This window comes from Pseudomonas parafulva (assembly GCF_000800255.1).
GTDB classification, from domain to species: domain Bacteria; phylum Pseudomonadota; class Gammaproteobacteria; order Pseudomonadales; family Pseudomonadaceae; genus Aquipseudomonas; species Aquipseudomonas boreofloridensis.
On the sequence record NZ_CP009747.1, the window covers coordinates 570,131 to 585,468 of the forward strand.

Consider the following 15,338-nt stretch of genomic DNA (forward strand, 5'->3'; position numbering starts at 1 on the left):
CTTTTTTGTTATAACGTGTTGCCGTTCGGGTAGGGGAAGGCTAGAGGTCTTAAAGGCTGAGTGCTGAGCGAAAAGTCTCTGCGTGGCGTCGAAAGTTCCGAAAATTGGCTACAGCCCCGGGGGCGACGTTGCCCCCAGGACAGCGCGATCAGGCGTCGATACCCAGCATGCTTCTGGCCACCGCTTCGGCAATGCGAATGCCGTCCACACCGGCCGAAAGAATACCGCCGGCATAGCCTGCGCCCTCACCGGCAGGGAACAGCCCTTTGAGGTTCAGGCTCTGGTAGTCCTGCCCGCGGGTAATGCGCAGTGGCGAGGATGTGCGCGTTTCGATGCCCGTGAGTACCGCGTCGTGCAGGTTGTAGCCTTTGATCTGCCGGTCGAACGCTGGCAGTGCCTCGCGGATCGCTTCGATGGCGAACGCAGGTAGGCTGGGCGCCAGGTCGCCGAGGCTGACGCCCGGCTTATAGGAAGGCTCCACGCTACCCAAGGCGGTGGACGCACGCCCGGCGACGAAGTCGCCCACCAGCTGCGCAGGCGCCTGGTAGTTGCTGCCGCCCAGCACGTACGCGTGTGCCTCCAGACGCTCCTGCAACTCGATACCGGCCAGTGGACCCCCTGGGTAGTCCCGCTCCGGATCAATACCCACGACGATGCCCGAGTTGGCATTACGCTCGTTGCGCGAATACTGGCTCATGCCATTGGTGACCACCCGGCCTGGCTCGCTGGTGGCGGCCACTACCGTGCCTCCCGGGCACATGCAGAAGCTGTACACCGACCGGCCGTTGCTGGCGTGGTAGACCAGTTTGTAGTCCGCCGCGCCCAGTTTCGGGTGTCCGGCATACTTGCCCAGGCGCGCTTTGTCGATCAGCGATTGCGGATGCTCGATGCGAAAGCCCACCGAGAACGGCTTGGCTTCCATGAACACGCCCCTGGCGTGCAGCATGCGGAAGGTGTCGCGGGCGCTATGCCCCAACGCCAGCACCACATGTCGCGAGTGCAGTTGCTCGCCGCTTTCCAGCACGACCCCCGTGAGTTGCTCGCCCTCGGTCAGCAGGTCAGTGACTTTTTCCTGGAAACGGATCTCACCGCCCAGGGCAATGATTTCCTCTCGCATCTTTTCGACCATGCTGGTCAGACGGAACGTACCGATGTGCGGCTTGTTGATGTAGAGGATTTCCTCCGGCGCGCCGGCCTTGACGAACTCGTCGAGCACCTTGCGGCCGTGATGCTGGGGATCCTTGATCTGGCTGTACAGCTTGCCATCGGAGAACGTACCGGCGCCGCCTTCGCCGAACTGCACGTTGGACTCGGGGTTGAGCACGCTTTTGCGCCACAGGCCCCAGGTGTCCTTGGTGCGTTGGCGCACTTCCTTGCCGCGCTCCAGCACGATCGGCCTGAAGCCCATCTGCGCCAGCAGCAGGCCGGCGAAGATACCGCAGGGGCCGAAGCCGACTACCAGCGGACGCTCGGCCAGTTCGGCAGGCGCATGGCCGACGAATTTGTACGTGACATCCGGCGCCACACCGACATTGCGATCGTCGACGAAGCGGCGCAGCACTTCGTCTTCGTTGCTGGTTTCCAGGTCGATGGTATAGATGAACAGCAGCTCGCTGTTCTTCTTGCGCGCATCGTAGCTGCGCTTGAACAGGTTGAAGCTCAGCAGTTGATCGTCACGGATGCCCAGGCGCTGGACGATGGCCTCGCGCAGGGCCTCGTCGGGATGGTCCAAGGGCAGCTTCAGTTCGGTGATTCGTAGCATGGCACGTCCAGTATCGCGGCCATGGGCGGCCGGCGGCTTTAAACAAACCGCCAAGTATAAGCTGTTCGCCGCCTCGACTGGCAGGATAAAAGTGTCCGGCGATCACTTGTCCCGCGCACCACCGTAGTAGGCGCAGCCTTGCAGGGTCTGGCCGTCGATGCGCAGTTCGGCGCGCAGGTGACGCATGGCGCCCGTACCCCGCTCGACGCAGCGTTGCGGCGCCACCCACAGTTCGACACGCTGACCGTCGGCTTCGCTGGACAGACTCAAGCCACCACCGGGCATCTGCTCTTCGAGGAACGGCAATGGTAGCGGATCCTTGCCTGCACGGTTGATCACCATACCCTTGCCGCTGGCCTTGATGTCCCAGTCGGGCTCATGCCCGCCGGCGCGTAGCGTCAATTGCTTGAAGTTCGGGTCTTCGCAGGCGTTGGCCGACGCTTCTACGCGGTACAGCCGAGTCACCTCCAACTGCCCATCGCTGTTGGCAGCGCGACTGCCGGCCAGACGCCCGCGAACATCGGCGAACAATGTGGCTTTTGGCCCGCCGGCCAGGTTGGCCGCCTCCTGAAGAATGCCGGTGCCGGCCGCGTCCTTGACCACGAAGTGGCGCGCTTCGCTGCAGGGTTTGAACAGCAGTTGACCGTCGGCCGCGCTCAATTCGCCCTGCAAGCGTGTGCTGCCGACGTTGGGATCGCTCGGTTGCTCGGCGAACATCTGGCAGCCGGCGAACAGCGGCAGCATGGCAGCGAGCAGAAGAGGGGAGGTGAAGCGCATCGGGTGGACTCCGGGGTCGCGTGGGTCGAGGGAGCTCACGTTACCCAGCGTAGGTCCGGTCCACAAGAGGGGGGCAGGAGCGACGAAGCGCCACTCCTGTCGCGCGAGCATCAGCCGCCGAGGTAGGCGTCGCGCACTTTCGGATCGGTCAACAAGGCTTCGCCTGTGCCTTGCATCACGACCTTGCCGTTTTCCAGCACATAGGCGCGGTCGGCGATCTTCAGGGCCTGATTGGCATTCTGCTCCACCAGGAACACCGTTACGCCATCGCGGCGCAGTTGCTCGATGATGTCGAAGATCTGCTGAATGATGATCGGCGCCAGGCCCAGCGACGGCTCATCGAGCAGCAGCAGCTTGGGCTTGCTCATCAATGCCCGACCGATGGCGAGCATCTGCTGCTCGCCGCCGGACATGGTGCCACCACGCTGGTTGAAGCGCTCCTTCAGGCGCGGGAACAGGGCCAGGACCTTGTCCATCTGGGCTTGATAGTCGCCCTTGTCGGTGAAGAAACCGCCCATGGCCAGGTTTTCCTCGACCGTCAGACGGGCGAACACGCGGCGGCCCTCGGGTACGACCGCGATGCTCTTGCGCATGATGTGCGAGGAGGGCTGGCCCACCAGTTCTTCGCCCAGGTAGCGGATACTGCCGCTATGCGCCTGCGGCGAGCCGCACAGGGTCATCAGCAACGTCGACTTGCCCGCGCCGTTGGCACCGATCAGGGTGACGATCTCACCCTGATTGATCTCCACATTGACGCTGTGCAGCGCCTGGATCTTGCCGTAGAAGGTGGAAACGTTCTCGAACTTCAGCATTTACGCTTCCCCCAGGTAGGCCTTGATCACATCAGGGTTGGCCCGGATCTGCTCCGGTGTGCCATCGGCCAAGGGAGTACCCTGGTTGATCACCACGATATGGTCGGAAATGCTCATCACCAGTTTCATGTCGTGCTCGATCAGCAGTACGGTCACGTCATGGGACTCGCGCAGATACCCGATCAAGGCCTTGAGGTCTTCGGTTTCCTTGGGGTTCAGGCCAGCGGCCGGCTCATCGAGCATGATGATGCGCGGCCGGGTCATCATGCAGCGGGCGATTTCCAGGCGGCGTTGCTGACCATAGGCCAGCGTGCCAGCGGTGCGGTTGGCGAACTCGGTCAGGTTGACCTTGTCCAGCCAGTACTGGGCGCGCTCCATGGCTTCCTTCTCGCTGCGGCGGAAACCTGGCGTCTTGAACAGCCCGGCGAAGAAGTTGGTATTCAGGTGGCGGTGCTGGGCGATCAGCAGGTTTTCCAGCGCGGTCATTTCCTTGAACAGGCGAACGTTCTGGAAAGTGCGCACCACGCCTTTGCGGGCAATCTGATGTCCGGCCAAGCCCTGAATGGGCTGGCCATCGAGCAGGATAGTGCCGCCGCTGGGCTTGTAGAAGCCGGTCAGGCAGTTGAACACGGTGGTCTTGCCGGCACCATTCGGACCGATCAAGGCCACCACCTGTTTTTCCTTGACGGTCAGGCCCACGCCATTGACCGCCAATAAGCCGCCGAAGCGCATGCTCAGGCCGCTGACTTGCAGAATTTCGCGGCTCATCGACGCAGCTCCATATGAGGACGTTGCATGGGCAGCAGGCCCTGCGGACGCCAGATCATCATCAACACCATCAGCGCACCGAACATCAGCATCCGATACTCGCTGAACTCGCGCATCAACTCAGGCAACAGGATCATCACGATGGCCGCGAGAATTACGCCCAACTGAGAACCCATGCCGCCGAGCACGACGATGGCGAGGATGATCGCTGACTCGATGAAGGTGAATGACTCCGGTGTCACCAGTCCCTGGCGCGCGGCGAAGAAACTGCCGGCGAAGCCGGCGAAGCTCGCGCCGAGAGTGAAGGCGGAGAGCTTGATGATGGTCGGGTTCAGGCCCAGCGCACGGCAGGCGATCTCGTCTTCGCGCAGCGCTTCCCATGCTCGTCCGATGGGCATGCGCAGCAGGCGGTTGATCACGAACAATGCGAGCAATGCCAATACCAGCGCTACCAGGTAGAGGAAGATGACCTTGTTGATCGAGTTGTATTCCAGACCGAAGAACTCGTGGAAGGTCTGCATCCCCTCGGCGGCGCGGCGCTCGAAGGTCAGGCCGAAGAAGGTCGGCTTCTCGATGCCGCTGATGCCGTTGGGCCCGCCGGTCCAGTCGGTGAGGTTGCGCAGGAACAGGCGAATGATCTCGCCGAAGCCCAGCGTGACGATCGCCAGGTAGTCGCCGCGCAGGCGCAGTACCGGGAAACCGAGCAGGAAGCCAAAGGTCGCGGCCATCAGGCCGGCGATCGGCAGGCACACCCAGAAGCTCCAGCCCAAGTAATGCGAGAGCATGGCGTAGCTATAGGCGCCGACGGCATAGAAACCGACGTAACCCAGGTCGAGCAGACCGGCCAGGCCCACCACGATGTTCAGCCCTAAGCCCAGCAGAACGTAGATGAGGATCAACGTGGCGATATCGACCGCCCCGCGTGAGCCGAAGAACGGCCATACCAGTGCAACTGCGATCAGGCCGAGGATGACCCAGCGCTGGGTCTTGGGCAGGGTCAGGAAGTTGCTCACCGAAGGCGGAATCAGTTTGCGTTCGGTGCGGCTACCCATGACCGCGCTCCACTGCCGGTCGAACAGCACGCGCAGGAACATCAGCAGCGAGCACGCGGCGATCACGGCGAGGGTGAATTCGCCCTGGCTGTGCACGACCAGGTTGATGCCGTCGATGCTCAGCTTCAGACCCAGCACCGGGAAGGCCACGGCCCAGACCAGCAAGGCGCTGAACAGCGCCTGTTTGAGATTTTTGTTCATACTTTTTCAACCTCCGGACGGCCCAGGATGCCGGTCGGCCGGAACAACAGGACAAGAACCAACAAGCCGAACGCCACGACGTCCTTGTATTGGTCGCCGAAGATGTCTGCGCCGAACGCTTCGGCCACACCCAGCACCAGCCCGCCGAGCATGGCCCCCGGGATGCTGCCGATGCCGCCCAGTACTGCTGCGGTGAATGCCTTCAGCCCCACGAGGAAGCCGGCGTTGGGGTTGATCACCCCGTACTGCATGCTCAGCAGCACGGCTGCGACAGCCGCCAGTGCGGCGCCGATGACGAAGGTCAGGGCGATGATGTTGTTGGTGTTGATGCCCAGCAGGTTGGCCATCTTGATGTCCTCGGCACAGGCGCGACAGGCGCGGCCCAGGCGGGAGCGGGAGATGAACAGCGTCAGGCAGGTCATCGCCACCAAGGTGACCACGAACACCAGGATCTGCATGTAGGACACCAGCACTTCTTCCGCGCCGCCCGGACCGAAGGAGAAGGCTCCCGGAATCAGGTTGGGGATGGATTTGTCCTTGGAGTCCTGCGACAGGAGCACGGTGTTCTGCAGGAAAATCGACATGCCGATCGCGGAAATCAGCGGGATCAGGCGATTGCTGTTGCGCAGCGGACGGTACGCCACCCGCTCGATGCTGTAGCCATAGGCGCTGGTGACGCAGATGGTGGCGACGAAGGCCACGGTCATCAGGATCGGCAGCGAGTGAATGCCCATCATGGCTAGCCCGGCAAGGGCGATGAAGGCCACGTAGGATCCGATCATGTACACCTCGCCGTGGGCGAAGTTGATCATCCCGATGATGCCGTACACCATCGTGTAACCGATGGCGATCAAGGCATAGGTGCTGCCGATGGTCAATCCATTAACCAGTTGTTGGAAGAAATGGTAGATCTCAGGCATTACAGCGCTCCTAAAAACCTGATGTGCATTTCGCTGGCCGGGGTAACGGCCAGGAAACCGCGGGTGACGGTTTTAAGATTTTCAGGTGAGTCCGCCCCCGGATCGCGGGAGTCGGGCCCATGAACCTCGTAAAACAAAGCCCACTGCTCGCACAGTGGGCTTCTACGGTCAGCTATTTAGTCACGCGTATTACTGAGGGGAGACTTCGGTCTTCGGCTTGCCGAAGTGCCATTCGTAGACCACGAACTTGAAGTCTTTCAGGTCGCCCTTGGCATCGAAGGACAGGGTGCCGGTTGGGGTCTTGAAGGAGCCAGCGTGGAGCGCATCAGCCACCTTGGTGGTGTCTTCGGACTTGGCAGCCTTGATGCCTTCGGCGATCAGCTCGACGGCCGAGTAGGCCGGGAACACGAACGGACCGCTCGGGTCCTTGCCGTCGGCCTTGATGGCGTCGACGATGGCCTTGTTCTCTGGATCGGCGTCGAACGACTTCGGCAGGGTCACCAGCAGGCCTTCGGCAGCGCCTTGGGCGATCTGCGAGATGGAGTCGTTGCCGACGCCTTCCGGACCCATGAACTTGGCTTTCAGGCCTTTTTCCTGAGCTTGGCGCAGGATCAGACCCAGTTCTGGGTGGTAGCCACCGTAGTAGACGAAGTCGACGTTGTTCTGCTTGAGCTTCTGAATGATCGAGGAGAAGTCTTTGTCGCCCGCGTTGAGGCCTTCGAAGACGGCGACCTTGACGCCTTTCTTCTCGAGGGTCTGTTTGACCGCGGTGGCGATGCCCTCACCGTACTGTTGCTTGTCGTGCAGCACTGCAACGACCTTGGGCTTGACGTGATCGGCGATGTAGTTGCCGGCCGCTGGACCCTGGGCGCTGTCCAGACCGATGGTACGGAAGATCAGCTTGTAACCGCGGGCGGTGATCTCCGGAGACGTGGCAGCAGGGGTGATCATGATCACGCCTTCGTCTTCGTAGATGTCCGACGCGGGCTGAGTGGAGCTGGAGCACAGGTGGCCGATGACGAACTTGACGCCGTCGTTGACCACTTTGTTGGCGACGGCCACGGCCTGTTTAGGGTCGCACGCGTCGTCGTATTCCTTGGCCTCGAGCATCTTGCCATCGACGCCACCCTTGGCGTTGATGTCCTTGATAGCCTGGTTGGCGCCGATGAACTGCATGTCGCCGTACTGGGTCACAGCGCCCGTCTTGGGACCGGCGATACCGATCTTGATGGTGTCGGCGGCCATCGAATGGCTGGCTACCCCGGCCAGAACCATTGCGGCGAACAGCTTGGAAATCTTGATCATAGTGCTCCACTCATTCTGTTGTAATTCTTAGAGTCCTGGCGGCCAGGGCTACAGACCGGGCGAGATTCGCGGCACGCTCGTGCCATGTCGCGAGCCCACCTTCCCCCGGAACATGTCCCGGAACTGTACCGGTACAGTGTAGAGCGCTCTCCGAGCGCTTGAAAAGCGGGCGAAAAGTCCCTGTTCTGCGGGTTGTCGCATGCTCGACATGAAAATACAGATAAGCGCCATCAAAATGCCTGTATTTACGGGTTTTCTGGTGGAGACGAATACCTGTCGAGCAAATTACTTATTTGAAACGTGGGTTTTTCTGCAAAAATGCGGGCTTTTTAGTTGGCCATGCCATTGGCAGGAATCCCCATGACTGATCACACAAGCACCCTCTATGCCAAATTGCTCGGCGAGACGGCGATTATCGAATGGAGCGCCTTGGAGCGTTTTTGGGCCAAGGGTGACCTGATTTGGGTCGACCCCACCTTGGACTTGATCGCCGTGGCCCAAGCCATGGCAGAAAACCGCAGTGATCTCGTTGCTGCGTGGCGTGAGCAGGGCGCTGTCGCGGCGGTCGATGCAGAGCAGGCGCTAGACATGCAGACGCGTAATCCGCAGATCTGGGCCGTGGTGGTCTCACCGTTCATCCTCATCCAAGTGAAGTCAGCGAAAAACGACTGATCTATTCTGGTGCGGCTGGATGTAAATCGGCACCTTCATGGTGCTTGCGCGGGTTGCGTTACAGTAGCTGTAGGTAACAAAAGAGGTTCGACGGCGCCGTTGCGGTAACAGTTTACGCCATGCGTAATGCCGGCCCGGCCTTGTGTCTATATCGAATATGTCTGGAGTCGTCCATGAGCACAGCCATGCCAACCCTCGGATTTGCCGGAATCGGCTTGATGGGACTGCCGATGTGCCACCGGCTACTCGCCGCAGGCTATTCGCTGACGGTATGGAATCGCAGCGCGCACAAGTGCGCGGAGTTGGTCGCTGCAGGAGCACGACTGGCCGAAAGTCCGGCAGCGCTGTGCCGCGACAGCGATGTGGTGATGCTGTGCCTGGCCGACACGGCGGTTGTGCGCGAAGTGGTGTTCGCAGAGCAGGGGGTGGCCTGCGGTGCAAAGCCAGGTCAGTTGCTGGTCGATTTGTCCAGCCTGGAGCCCGGCGCCACCCGTGAAATGGCCGCCGCACTGGCGGCGCGTTGTGGCATGGCCTGGCTTGACGCTCCAGTGTCCGGCGGCACTGCGGGTGCACAAGCCGGAACCTTGGCGATCATGGTCGGTGGCGAGGCGGCCGACTTGGCGCGCGTGCGCGCAGTGCTGCTCACCCTCGGGCAACGCGTCACGCACATGGGCGGCGTGGGGGCCGGCCAGGTGACCAAGGCCTGTAATCAGATGATCGTCGCCTGCAATGCCCTGGTGATCGCCGAGGCGGTGGCGCTGGCTGAACGCTCCGGGGTCGATGCCAGCCTCATCGCCCAAGCCTTGGCCGGCGGTTTTGCCGATTCGCGACCCTTGCAGATACTCGCGCCACAAATGGCGCAGAGCCAGTATTCGCCGGTCAAATGGCATGTACGCACCTTGCTCAAGGATCTCGATACGGCAGTGAAGCTGTCCCGCGAACAAGGCTCGGCGACACCGATCACCGGCCTCGCCGCGCAATTGATGCGCCTGCACGGCGGCCAGGGGCATCTGCAGGACGACCCTGCAACCCTGGTCGAGCTGTTTCGCACTCGCCTATGACCGTGCTGTCCATGCGATCTAGCCGCTCCAGCACGGCCGGTAACTCGCTCAGTGCCACGGGGCGACTGAGCAGGAAGCCCTGAGCGAAGTCGCAGCCCTGGGTCGCCAGGAAGGCCAGTTGCTCATCGGTCTCCACGCCCTCGGTCACCACCTGCAAGTGCAGGGTGTGCGCCATGATCAGAATCGCCTGGACGATCTCGCGGTCCTGCTGGCTACCCGGTACGTCCTGGATGAACGAACGATCGATCTTCAACACATCCAGCGGTAGGCGCTTGAGGTAGGCGAGCGACGAATAGCCGGTGCCGAAATCGTCGATCGACAGTCCCACGCCCTGGCCACGGATGCGCTTGAGCAGATTGATGGTACGGTGAATGTCGCCCATCAGCGCATTTTCCGTGACCTCCAGTTCCAATTGGCGGGCAGCCAGTCCGGCCTGCAACAAGGCCATCTCGACATCGCTGGCCAGTTCCTCGCGGCCAAGGGTGACTGCCGAGCAATTGACCGTGACCTTCAGATGTCCATAGCCACGACGGGTGAGGTCGGCCAGGTCCTGGCAGGCGCGCTGCAGCACCCACTGGTCGAGCTCGGCGATCAGTCCGTTGGCCTCGGCGATGGCGATGAAACGGTCAGGGCCGATCAGGCCCTGTTGCGGATGGTGCCAGCGCACCAGTGCTTCGAGCTTGGCCACGCGAGCGTCGTGCAGATCGAAGATCGGCTGGTAGTACACGCACAGCCCGCGTTCCTCGAGCAATGCCACGCGCAGTTCTTCCTCCAACTGCAGTTCGAGGGTGGCCCGGGTCTTCAAGCTGCTGTTGAAGAAGTTCAGGTTGTTGCGCCCGCCATCCTTGGATTGATAAAGCGCCAGATCGGCATTTTTCAGCAGTTCCTCAGCACTGCGGCCATCATCCGGGAAAATGCTGATGCCGATGCTGGTAGTCATGACCATGCGCCGCCCACCCAGGTCGATGGGCTCCTTCATGCGCTGCATGATCCGCTGGCCGAGTTTGCGCGCCTCGTCACGGTTGTGCAGGCTGGTGACGATGCAGAACTCGTCGCCGCCAAAGCGCGCCACCAAGTCCTGACTGCGGGTCGCTGCCCGGATATGGGCGGCGATCACCTTGAGCAACTCGTCGCCGGCGGCGTGGCCGAGGCTGTCGTTGATGCGCTTGAAGTGATCGATGTCGAGAAACATCACTGCCAGCAGGCTTTCTGTGACCGCGTGCTCGGCCAGGCGCTCGGCAAAGACCTGGTTGAAGCCCCTGCGATTGACCAGATTGGTCAAGGCGTCGTAGTGAGCGGCCTGCTGCAGCGAAACCCGGGCCTGGTCGAGTTGACTGAGCAGCACATTCACCCTGCGCAGGTCGTGCTCCTTGCTCTGCAGCTTCTTGTCGGCCAGTGCTGCGCTGATGCTGCTGGCGCTGATCAGCAGGGTGATGAAACCGATGCTCAGGCCCAGTTGCAAGCTGTTGTCGGCTGAGGGCAGTTGTGCAGGGGCGCCCTCGGCAATCACCAGCGACAGTGCGGCCATTCCCGTGTAGTGGGTGAAGACGATGCCTGCCGCCATGATCAGGGCTGCCCCATACTTCATCGCCAGGTGCCGCGTACCACTGCCGCTGCCCAGGTAGCGAGTGACCCACACCGCCACCAGGCTGGTGACCACGGCAATACCCAGCGAGGCCACCACCAGCGGGGTCTGATAGTACTGTCGGGCGCTGCTCTGCAGGGCCGCCATGCCGACGTAATGCATGACGCCGATACCCAAACCAATGGCCAGTGCCGCCTGGAGGTAATGGCGCGGTTGCATGTGCAACCGATCCAGCTGGTTCATTGCCAACCAGGCGGCGATCAAGGCTATGAACAAGGAAAGCGCTGTCAACGTCATGTCGTAATGCACTTCCAGCGGTGGCTGGTAGGCCAGCAGGCTGATGAAGTGCATGGCCCATATGCCGCTGGCCAGACAGCAGGCGCCCAGGCCTTTCCATTGGCGACGCGCGCGTGGCTCCTCGCTGTGGATCTGTCGATCAGCCATGTCCAGGGTGGCGAAACAGGCTGCGCCGGCGACCACATAGGCGAGCACTACAAGGAAAGGGTTGTGGTGACAGTCGAGGACGACCTGTCCGTGCGCCGGCAGCTCGGCGAATAATTGAAGTCCCAGCCACTCCATTGCCTGTCTCTTCGTCGAGTACGCGGGGGCCTTCTACGCTCATGGAGAAGACCATCGAGCCGTGAGTATAGGAAAGGCGCTGACCGCGTTCCTGATTGATGGCGATTTGATTTCAATTATTTGGGCATTTGCCATATAGCCGATGGCTATATGTCAGCCCGAGCAACAGGTGGGAGACGATCCCAGGCTATCGGTCGATGGTGGAGGAACGGTCGAAATGCAAGGTGACCAACCTGGCCTCATCATCCTTGTCGAACCGCACGCTCACGCCGTACACGTCGTGCAGCAGGCGCGTGGCGTCGAGGTACTCATCCTTGACCACGGAACTGCCACGACCGGCGGAACTGCGCGTCATGCCCACATTGATCAGCACTCGTGCGTAAGGGTCATCGGTATCTGGAACGTAGCGATGAGCCACTTCAGCGTCGTGACCGATAATGTCGTAGCGCGTGACGCTGTCTACCACGTTGAGGTAGTGCCTGGAGGTGAGTACGTAAGCCTTGCTCGAGGAGTAGTCGACCGTGCCGTCGAGGTAGGGGTTGTCGCGGTTGTCGTTGAACGTCACTTCACCCTTGGCGAGAGCGATCAGATACTTCAGGTCTTCGGCTTGGCAGAAAAAGTGTCCTGTTTTTTCGCTGATAGCTGTACGCCCTGCGCTCAGCCACAGAGGCGAATAACGCTTGCCGCCCATTTCCACAGCCAGTTGGTAGTTGCGCAATACCCGTTCTTCCTGGAACAGGCCGTAGTACCCCGCTACCAGGCAGCCAATGGCCAGCAGCGTTGCAATGACCAACAGTTTGGCAAAGGTCCTGAACATCTTCATTCCACGATGGACGGGCGGCGAGGCGTCCCCTCGCCAGCTTGGCCGAGGGGAGCGCGGTACGGATGTCAGCCGGCGACCAGCACGCGAATCGCTTCCAGGCGCAGAGCGGCCTTGTCGAGCATTGCCAGACCCTGCTCGCGCTGCAGGCGCAGCGCATCGATCTCGCTGTCACGCACGCTCGGGTTGACCGCCTTGAGCGCGGTCAGGCGTGCCAGTTCCTCGTCGGCCTCGGCACTCAGGCGGCGTTGCGCTTCGGCGACGCGCTCGTCGTGCACCGGCAGTACCTTGGCTTCGCCAGCGGCAATGCGCTTGGCCAGCACCTCGCGCTGGGCCTGGATGAACTTGTTGGCGCTGGCCCTGGGCACGCTTTCGAGCTGGTCGTTGAGTGTTTCGAAGGCCACCCGCGCCGCCAGGTCATTGCCGTTGGCATCGAGCAGACAGCGCAGCGCCGCCGAAGGCAAGTAGCGGCCCAACTGCAGGCTGCGCGGCGCCACCACCTCGCTGACGTACAGCAGTTCGAGCAGCACGGTACCGGGCTTGAGCGCCTTGTTCTTGATCAGCGCTACCGCGGTATTGCCCATCGAGCCGGACAGCACCAGGTCCATGCCGCCCTGCACCATGGGGTGCTCCCAGGTGAGGAACTGCATGTCCTCGCGCGACAGTGCCTGGCCGCGGTCGTAGGTGATGGTCACCCCTTCGTCGTCGCCCAGTGGGAAGCTGGCATCGAGCATCTTTTCGCTGGGCTTGAGCACCAGCGCGTTCTCGGAATGGTCCTCGCTGTCGATGCCGAAAGCGTCGAACAAGGTTTCCATGTAGATGGGCAGGGCGAACTGGTCGTCCTGCTCGAGAATGGCTTCGACCAGTGCCTCGCCTTCGCCGGCGCCACCGGAGTTGAGCTCCAGCAGGCGGTCGCGCCCCGTGTGCAGCTCGGCTTCCAGGCGCTCGCGCTCGGCGCGGGCCTCAGCGACCAAGGCGTTCCAGGCGCTGCTGTCATTGGCGGCCAGTAACGTCAACAGGCGCGGGCCGAACTGGTGCTGCAAGGCGTTGCCGGTCGGACAGGTATTGAGGAAGGCGTTCAGGCCTTCCTGGTACCACTGGAACAGGCGTTCCTGAGGACTGTCCTGTAGGTACGGAATGTGCAATTGAATGGTGTGCAGTTGACCGATCCGGTCCAGGCGACCGATGCGTTGTTCGAGCAGGTCCGGGTGGGCTGGCAGGTCGAACATCACCAGGTGGTGAGCGAACTGGAAGTTGCGGCCCTCACTGCCGATTTCCGAGCAGATCAACACTTGGGCACCGAATTCCTCGTCGGCGAAATAGGCCGCTGCGCGGTCGCGCTCGAGAATGCTCATGCCTTCGTGGAACACCGTGGCCGGAATACCGGAGCGCACGCGCAGGGCGTCTTCCAGGTCCATGGCGGTTTCGGCATGGGCGCAGATCACCAGCACCTTGGTGCGCTTGAGCATTTTCAGGGTGTCGATCAACCAGTCGACTCGCGGATCGAAACGCCACCAGCGCTCGTCCTCACCCCCCTCGCCCTGGGCCTGGAACGCCACTTCCGGGTACAGCTCGGCGCGCTCGCCGGCCGGCAGCTCGCTGTACTGTGCGGGATTGGCCAGCGGGTAGGGGTGCAGTTGACGCTCGGGGAAGCCTTGGATCGCCGCGCGGGTGTTGCGGAACAACACGCGACCGGTGCCGTGACGGTCGAGCAGTTCGCGGATCAGCCGCGCGCTGGCCTGGGTGTCGCCATCGGCCACGGCTGCCAGCAGAGCTTCGCCTTCGGCACCGAGGAAATTGTGGATGGTGGCATGGGCCTTGGGCGACAGGCGGCCTTCGTCGAGCAGTTCCTGAACCGCCTCGGCCACCGGACGATAATGTTCGCTCTCGGCGCGGAACGCGGCCAAGTCGTGGAAGCGGTTGGGATCGAGCAGGCGCAGACGCGCGAAGTGACTGTCCTGACCCAGTTGCTCGGGAGTGGCGGTGAGCAGCAAAACGCCGGGAATGACTTCGGCCAGTTGCTCGACCAGCGCATACTCGGCGCTGGCCTGCTCCTCATGCCACACCAGGTGGTGGGCTTCGTCGACCACCATCAGGTCCCAGCCCGCCGCGAACAGCGCATCCTGAGCCTTCTCGTCGTCGACCAGCCACTCCAGTGCCACCAGCGCAAGCTGGGCGTCTTCGAACGGGTTGCTGGCATCGCTTTCGATGAAACGCTCGGCGTCGAACAGCGCCACCTGCAAGTTGAAGCGTCGGCGCATTTCCACCAGCCACTGGTGCTGCAGGTTCTCCGGCACCAGGATCAGCACGCGGCTGGCTCGGCCGGACAGCAGTTGGCGATGGATCACCAGGCCGGCTTCGATGGTCTTGCCCAGGCCGACTTCGTCGGCCAGCAACACACGCGGTGCGATACGGTCGGCCACTTCGCGGGCGATATGCAATTGGTGGGCGATCGGCTGGGCGCGGCAGCCGCCCAGGCCCCAGAGCGGGGAGAGCAACTGCTTGCTGTTGTGCTGCAGGGTGTTGTAACGCAGCGAGAACCACGACAGCGGGTCGATCTGGCCGGCGAACAAGCGGTCGCTGGCCAGACGGAACTGAATGAAGTTCGACAGTTGCGTTTCCGGCAAGGTACGAGGCTGGTTCTGCCCGTCCAGACCGTGATAAACCAGCAGGCCATCGACATCATCGACCTCTTGCACGGTGAGCTTCCAGCCGTCGAAATGGGTGATCTGGTCACCTGGCGAGAAGCGCACGCGGGTCAACGGTGCGTTGCGCAGGGCGTACTGACGGGTATCGCCCGTGGCCGGATAAAGCACGGTCAGCAGGCGGCCATCCTGCGCCAGGATGGTTCCCAGGCCGAGCTCCGCTTCGCTGTCGCTGATCCAGCGTTGCCCCGGTTGATACTGCTGCGCCATACTGCCGAACTCCCGCGATGAAAAAAACGGCCCATCTTAACGGATCGCCCGGGCGGACCAAAGCGTTCAGCCACTTCATCGACGAATCCTGTCTTGCCGACGAGGGCCG

The 15,338-nt window shown here is 62.1% G+C and carries 12 protein-coding genes; 2 read left to right on the top strand and 10 right to left on the bottom strand.

Annotation, left to right across the window (positions count from 1 at the left end):
* Nucleotides 1–148: 148 nt before the first annotated feature.
* The 7 genes from NJ69_RS02525 to NJ69_RS02555 form a co-directional block, all read right to left on the bottom strand.
* The gene (locus NJ69_RS02525) at nucleotides 149–1,762 is read right to left on the bottom strand and encodes an NAD(P)/FAD-dependent oxidoreductase (protein ID WP_039575986.1); all 1,614 of its coding nucleotides are present in this window, start codon (nucleotides 1,760–1,762) and stop codon (nucleotides 149–151) included.
* A 102-nt stretch (nucleotides 1,763–1,864) separates the two neighbouring features.
* The gene (locus tag NJ69_RS02530) at nucleotides 1,865–2,539 is read right to left on the bottom strand and encodes a COG3650 family protein (protein WP_039575987.1); all 675 of its coding nucleotides are present in this window, start codon (nucleotides 2,537–2,539) and stop codon (nucleotides 1,865–1,867) included.
* A 110-nt stretch (nucleotides 2,540–2,649) separates the two neighbouring features.
* A complete protein-coding gene (locus NJ69_RS02535; protein ID WP_029613208.1) occupies nucleotides 2,650–3,351 on the bottom strand; it encodes an ABC transporter ATP-binding protein in 702 nt (233 codons plus the stop codon).
* Nucleotides 3,352–4,119, bottom strand: a complete 768-nt coding sequence (livG, locus tag NJ69_RS02540; protein WP_029613207.1) for a high-affinity branched-chain amino acid ABC transporter ATP-binding protein LivG — start codon at nucleotides 4,117–4,119, stop codon at nucleotides 3,352–3,354.
* Complete coding sequence (locus NJ69_RS02545; RefSeq protein ID WP_039575988.1) at nucleotides 4,116–5,372, bottom strand: high-affinity branched-chain amino acid ABC transporter permease LivM; 1,257 nt, start codon at nucleotides 5,370–5,372, stop codon at nucleotides 4,116–4,118. Before NJ69_RS02545 ends, livG begins: the two co-directional genes overlap by 4 nt.
* Nucleotides 5,369–6,292, bottom strand: coding sequence for a high-affinity branched-chain amino acid ABC transporter permease LivH (gene livH, locus NJ69_RS02550; RefSeq protein ID WP_039575990.1), 924 nt, complete (start codon nucleotides 6,290–6,292; stop codon nucleotides 5,369–5,371). The genes NJ69_RS02545 and livH overlap by 4 nt, the downstream gene beginning before the upstream one ends.
* Nucleotides 6,293–6,481: 189 nt before the next feature.
* Complete coding sequence (locus tag NJ69_RS02555) at nucleotides 6,482–7,597, bottom strand: branched-chain amino acid ABC transporter substrate-binding protein (RefSeq protein WP_039575992.1); 1,116 nt, start codon at nucleotides 7,595–7,597, stop codon at nucleotides 6,482–6,484.
* A gap of 360 nt (nucleotides 7,598–7,957) precedes the next feature.
* Here NJ69_RS02555 and NJ69_RS02560 point away from each other — a divergent pair, with 360 nt between their 5' ends.
* Nucleotides 7,958–8,269, top strand: a complete 312-nt coding sequence (locus tag NJ69_RS02560) for a DUF2288 domain-containing protein (protein ID WP_039575994.1) — start codon at nucleotides 7,958–7,960, stop codon at nucleotides 8,267–8,269.
* Between the two features lie 173 nt (nucleotides 8,270–8,442).
* Nucleotides 8,443–9,330: an NAD(P)-dependent oxidoreductase gene (locus tag NJ69_RS02565; protein ID WP_039575996.1), complete on the top strand. Its 888-nt coding sequence runs from the start codon at nucleotides 8,443–8,445 to the stop codon at nucleotides 9,328–9,330.
* Here the strand turns inward: NJ69_RS02565 and NJ69_RS02570 are convergent.
* The 3 genes from NJ69_RS02570 to rapA all read right to left on the bottom strand — a co-directional run bounded on the left by NJ69_RS02570 (nucleotide 9,230) and on the right by rapA (nucleotide 15,229).
* Nucleotides 9,230–11,494 (bottom strand): putative bifunctional diguanylate cyclase/phosphodiesterase, encoded by a 2,265-nt coding sequence (locus NJ69_RS02570; RefSeq protein ID WP_039575998.1) that lies wholly within the window; start codon nucleotides 11,492–11,494, stop codon nucleotides 9,230–9,232. The two genes, NJ69_RS02565 and NJ69_RS02570, sit on opposite strands and share 101 nt — an antisense overlap.
* A gap of 187 nt (nucleotides 11,495–11,681) precedes the next feature.
* Nucleotides 11,682–12,311, bottom strand: coding sequence for a hypothetical protein (locus NJ69_RS02575; RefSeq protein WP_039576000.1), 630 nt, complete (start codon nucleotides 12,309–12,311; stop codon nucleotides 11,682–11,684).
* Nucleotides 12,312–12,382: 71 nt separating this feature from the next.
* Nucleotides 12,383–15,229, bottom strand: coding sequence for an RNA polymerase-associated protein RapA (rapA, locus tag NJ69_RS02580; RefSeq protein WP_039576002.1), 2,847 nt, complete (start codon nucleotides 15,227–15,229; stop codon nucleotides 12,383–12,385).
* Nucleotides 15,230–15,338 lie beyond the last annotated feature (109 nt).

Excerpts from the sequence above, each read along its gene's own strand:
- NJ69_RS02525 (WP_039575986.1), bottom strand. The coding sequence starts at position 1,762 with ATGCTACGAATCACCGAACTGAAGCTGCCCTTGGACCATCCCGACGAG.
- NJ69_RS02530 (WP_039575987.1), bottom strand. The coding sequence starts at position 2,539 with ATGCGCTTCACCTCCCCTCTTCTGCTCGCTGCCATGCTGCCGCTGTTC.
- NJ69_RS02535 (WP_029613208.1), bottom strand. The coding sequence starts at position 3,351 with ATGCTGAAGTTCGAGAACGTTTCCACCTTCTACGGCAAGATCCAGGCG.
- livG (WP_029613207.1), bottom strand. The coding sequence starts at position 4,119 with ATGAGCCGCGAAATTCTGCAAGTCAGCGGCCTGAGCATGCGCTTCGGC.
- NJ69_RS02545 (WP_039575988.1), bottom strand. The coding sequence starts at position 5,372 with ATGAACAAAAATCTCAAACAGGCGCTGTTCAGCGCCTTGCTGGTCTGG.
- livH (WP_039575990.1), bottom strand. The coding sequence starts at position 6,292 with ATGCCTGAGATCTACCATTTCTTCCAACAACTGGTTAATGGATTGACC.
- NJ69_RS02555 (WP_039575992.1), bottom strand. The coding sequence starts at position 7,597 with ATGATCAAGATTTCCAAGCTGTTCGCCGCAATGGTTCTGGCCGGGGTA.
- NJ69_RS02560 (WP_039575994.1), top strand. The coding sequence starts at position 7,958 with ATGACTGATCACACAAGCACCCTCTATGCCAAATTGCTCGGCGAGACG.
- NJ69_RS02565 (WP_039575996.1), top strand. The coding sequence starts at position 8,443 with ATGAGCACAGCCATGCCAACCCTCGGATTTGCCGGAATCGGCTTGATG.
- NJ69_RS02570 (WP_039575998.1), bottom strand. The coding sequence starts at position 11,494 with ATGGAGTGGCTGGGACTTCAATTATTCGCCGAGCTGCCGGCGCACGGA.
- NJ69_RS02575 (WP_039576000.1), bottom strand. The coding sequence starts at position 12,311 with ATGTTCAGGACCTTTGCCAAACTGTTGGTCATTGCAACGCTGCTGGCC.
- rapA (WP_039576002.1), bottom strand. The coding sequence starts at position 15,229 with ATGGCGCAGCAGTATCAACCGGGGCAACGCTGGATCAGCGACAGCGAA.